The organism is Streptomyces sp. NPDC059456 (genome assembly GCF_042750055.1).
In the GTDB taxonomy this organism is placed as follows: Bacteria; Actinomycetota; Actinomycetes; order Streptomycetales; family Streptomycetaceae; genus Streptomyces.
The window spans coordinates 1-4,048 of the sequence record NZ_JBHYVA010000554.1 but is presented as its reverse complement, the minus strand read 5'-3'; the positions used below and the strand labels follow the sequence as shown (position 1 = coordinate 4,048).

The 4,048-nt window shown below is 73.1% G+C and carries 2 protein-coding genes; one reads left to right on the top strand and one right to left on the bottom strand.

Going from position 1 to position 4,048, the window contains the following annotated elements:
* Positions 1 to 3,291 (bottom strand): HEAT repeat domain-containing protein (locus tag ACFXA3_RS33155; protein WP_385192962.1); only part of this gene is annotated, 3,291 nt, incomplete at its 3' end.
* 248 nt (positions 3,292 to 3,539) lie between these two features.
* Here ACFXA3_RS33155 and ACFXA3_RS33150 point away from each other — a divergent pair.
* A complete protein-coding gene (locus ACFXA3_RS33150) occupies positions 3,540 to 3,980 on the top strand; it encodes a hypothetical protein (RefSeq protein ID WP_385192960.1) in 441 nt (146 codons plus the stop codon).
* Positions 3,981 to 4,048: the final 68 nt, after the last annotated feature.

Genomic DNA, 4,048 nt, shown 5'->3' with positions numbered 1-4,048 from the left:
GTCGGGCCCGACTCCCGGGGGGTGGTCCCACCTTTTCGACCCCACTTTCGGGGGGGCGCGGCCCCCGCCCCGGTCGTGGGCCGCGCGGGTTGCGACCCGCATCAGCACGGCGCGCACGTCCTCGTGGTCGGGCCAGTGGTCCTCCAGGACGTCGAGCACGGTCGAGCAGGTGACGCGGTCCGGGTGGTCGGCTGCGGCGAGGAGCAGTTCGTGGACGTCGCGCCGGCCGGCCCAGTGCTTCGCAAGAGCGCACAGGACGGTCGCGTAGGTGTACGCGTCACGCTCCTCCGCGCAGAGCCGGACGAGCAGGTCGCGGATCTCCGGCCGGCCGGCCCAGCACCGGGCCAGTACGCGCAGGGCCTCTTGCCTGACGTCCTCCTGCCCGATGTCCTCACACGAAGCGGCGACGGGGGCCGTGCAGCGGATCAGGACCTCGCCGACGTCGTCGTGCCCCGGGTAGCAGTCGCCGAGAACCTGCAGGGCGGTACGCCGCACCGCGGGGGCGCCGTCCTTGACGGCCCGGTGGAGGATGGCTTCCAGGACACCCTCGTGGCCCGGCCAGTGGGCCCCCAGCTCCCGGACGGCGGTCGAGCGCGCCTGCGGCCAGGGGTCGTCGGCACCGCGCACCAGCACGTCGCGGACGGCGGTGTGTCCCGGCCCCTGCCTTCCCAACACCCCCAGCGCCCCGGCCCGTACATCGCCGTGAGGTGAGTCCGCGGCCCGCCGGATCAAGAGCTCGCGGACCCCGGTGTTGCCCGGGACCTGGTCGCCGAGGTGCCAGACGGCGGAGCTGCACAGCTCCGGTTCGCCGTCGTCAGCCGCGCACCGGGTGAGGAAGTCGAGAACGTCGGGGTGCCCGCGTACGCACTGGGCGAGCACCTTCAGCGCTGTGCTCCGGGTGTTATCGGCCTCGTCCTCACGGGCCCGTCGGATGAGCAGGGCGCGAACGGCCTCCTCGTCGGACCACCGCCGGCCGAGGAGGCGCAGCGCGTCGCTGCGGACGAACTGGTGGCCGTCGCCCACGGCCGCGGCCATGACCAGGTCCCGGACGGCCGGGTCGGCGGGCCGTCCCGCGGCGAGGGCCTCGAGCGAGGCGGACCGGCTGCGGCGGGCGGGGTCCTCCGTGGCGCGGCCGGTCAGGAAGGCGCGAACGTCCTCGCAGTCTGCCCACAACTCGCCGAGCACTTCCAGGGCCATGGGGCGGACGTTGTCGTTCCGGTCGCTCGTGGCCTCGTGGACGACCAGTGCACGGGCCTCGTCGTCGGGGCGGCGGCGGCCGCGCTCGTAGAGGAGGAGCATGCGGTCGCCTCCGTAGTAGCTGCCGCGGCCCAGAGCGCTCAACTCGTCCTCGTCGAGCCGGAAACAGAAGGCCAGGAGACCGGCGGGCTCGTCGCTCGCGGAGAACTGGCCGCTCAGCCGGTACCAGCGCAGGTAGCGCTCGCGCCCGGCCCAGTACCGGCCGAACGAGGCCAGTGCCGAGCCGGCTTCGGCAAGCAGCCACGGACCCTTGGAACCGCGTACGTCGAGGGCCGCGGTCACGGCGTCGACGACTGCGGCGCTGCGGCTCGCCGGCACCCCGCTCCCGCGGGTCTCGGCCAGTGCCCGCAGGGCCAGTACCACATGGCTCGCGTCGTCCGGGTCGGTGCGCCGGGCGTGGAGGTCGAGGAGCCGGTCGACGGCGGCCGTCGCGTCCGCGGCGCCAAAATGCCCGATGAGCAGGAGCAGGACCTCGTGCCACGCCGGATCCGCGGCCCGGACGGCGACGACCTGCTCGATCAGCTCCTCGGCCGTCCACTCCCCTTCCACCTGGTAGCGGTGGGCGATGTCCGCCGCCGCCAGGTGTTCGAGGAAGGCCCGGTGGACGAATCCGTAGACTTCGCCGCCGTAGCGGGACAGGATGAAGTTGCGCTCGTGCAGCTGCGTGACCATGGCCCGGGCGGCGGCCGTGGCGTGGAGCGGTGCCAGCTCGTAGGGCTCGAGCTGGTCCCGGAAGACCCGTTCGAGATCGTCCGCGCTGATGTGGTTGCCGGCGACGCCGCCGCGGCCTTCCTGCAGGGTGCGAGCCAGCCGGCGCAACAGGGCCAGTCGCCACGCGGGCCCGAGGGCGTCCAGCGCCTCGGCGGTGGGTGGGGACAGCGGCGCCTTGAGGAACTTGACTGCCTGGTCCCATTGTTCGACGAGGACCGCGACGGCGTGCTCGTAGACGCCCCGCCTGTTGTCCGGGAGGGGGCCACGGGTTCCGATGATCACGAGGATGGTCAGCAGGAGCGGGTTGCCCGCCATCTCCCGGAGCGGCCGCGAGCCCTCCACCGCCGAGATGATCCGCTCGGCCGGCTCCTCGGCCCGCGCCCGCCCGCTCGGGAGGGCGTGGCGGTACCAGCGGCGGACGAACTCGCCGATCCGTTCGTCGTCCAGGTCCTGCAACGTGAAGTGCGAGAAGCCCGCGCGCTCCAGGAGACCGCGGCGGTATCCGATGATTCGCGAGGTCACGACGATCCGGGCCGACGGGCGGCGCGCGGCGAACGCGGCGATGCGGCGGGCGATCTCCTCCCGCTCTTTGGGATCGAACACCTCGTCGAGGCCGTCGAAGACCACCAGCGCCCGTCCCTCGGACAGCAGCCGCTCCCGCACGGGGGCGGGGACGGAGAGCCCCGAGGTTTCGTGCTGTCGGTCGAGGAAATCCTCGAAGTCGCCGTGCCGCCAGGCGCCTTCGGCGTACCGGCGGAGCTCCACCGCGAGCGGAACCCGTCCGGCCAGCCCGCTCAGGAGCTCGCCGGGTTCACCGCCGGACAGCTCGAGCACGAGATGGCGCACCAGCGTGGACTTGCCCGCACCGGGGTCTCCCAGCAGGACCGTCCTCCTGCCCGAGGGCCCGGCCAGCACCTCCAGCACGTGCTCTTCGGGTCGTTCCAGGTAGGAGCTGCGCAGCCGCTCGAAGTCGGCCTTGTCCACCCCCGGCGGCAGAAGGTCCTCCTCCGACAGCTGTCCGGACAGCGCCAGCCGCCTGCGCAGTTCCCCGGGCAGTTCGAGCGGGGGCGGATCCGCCCGTACGGAGGGGGCGACGAACACCGCGGACAGCGGCACCGTGGGATGCCGTTCCTCCGCGGGGTTCAGGACGTCCAGGTCCAGTCCCCCGTACTCCTGTGCGAAGCGGCGCGCATAGTCGGCCACGGCCTGCATCACGGCCTCGTCGGAGGGCGGGGCGGGCGGCGGGGGAACCTGGTGGACGGTCATGCTCCCGATGACCGTGTTGTGGTCACCGGTGATCACGTCGTGCGCGTTCCCGGTCACGGCCGCGGCCCGTGCGGCGTCCGCCCGGGCTACAGGGGCGGACGCTGCTGCGGGCTCCGGTCCGCTCGGCCGGGGCGCCTTCCACGGCAGGCGGCGAGGGATCGGGTCGGGCCCTGCGGTCCCGGTCAAAGGGCCTCCAGACGATACGGAGCGCAGCGATCCCCGAACGCTAGCCGGAATGGTCGGGGCACGGCTCCTCTTTGCCGGAAGTACGTCGCGCAGGGCGGCCCGGTGAAAGGATGACCCCCATGACGAGGCGTGCGAGGACCATCATGTGGGGCGTCGCGGTACTGGGCGGCTTGACGGCCTCAGGGCTCGGCGCCCTCGTGATCGCGGGCGACCTGGAGAAGGCCGACAAGGCCGCGAGCATCGTCGGGGCCGTCGTCGGCCTGGCCTCCCTGGCCGTTTCGGTCATCTCACTCCTGCGCTCCCCCGCCCCGGCACCCGCCGGTGACCCCGCCACCGCCGGCGTGAGGGCGCAGGGCACCCGGTCGGTGGCCATCGGCGGAAACGCCGGCCGCATCGTCACAGGCGACGGGGTCGCGCTCTCCACGCCGCCGCCCGCACCGCTTGCCGAGACCGGGGAACCCGCCGGGACGCGGCAACCGACACGGGCCACGGGAGAGCGAGCCGTCGCGGCCGGCGGCTCGGTGGACGAGACGATCACCGGGGACGGGCCTCAGAGCTAGCGCGTGTCTCTTTGATCGGTTGGTCAGTTGATCGGATGTGTCCGTCCGATTAGTGATCACCGATGAGA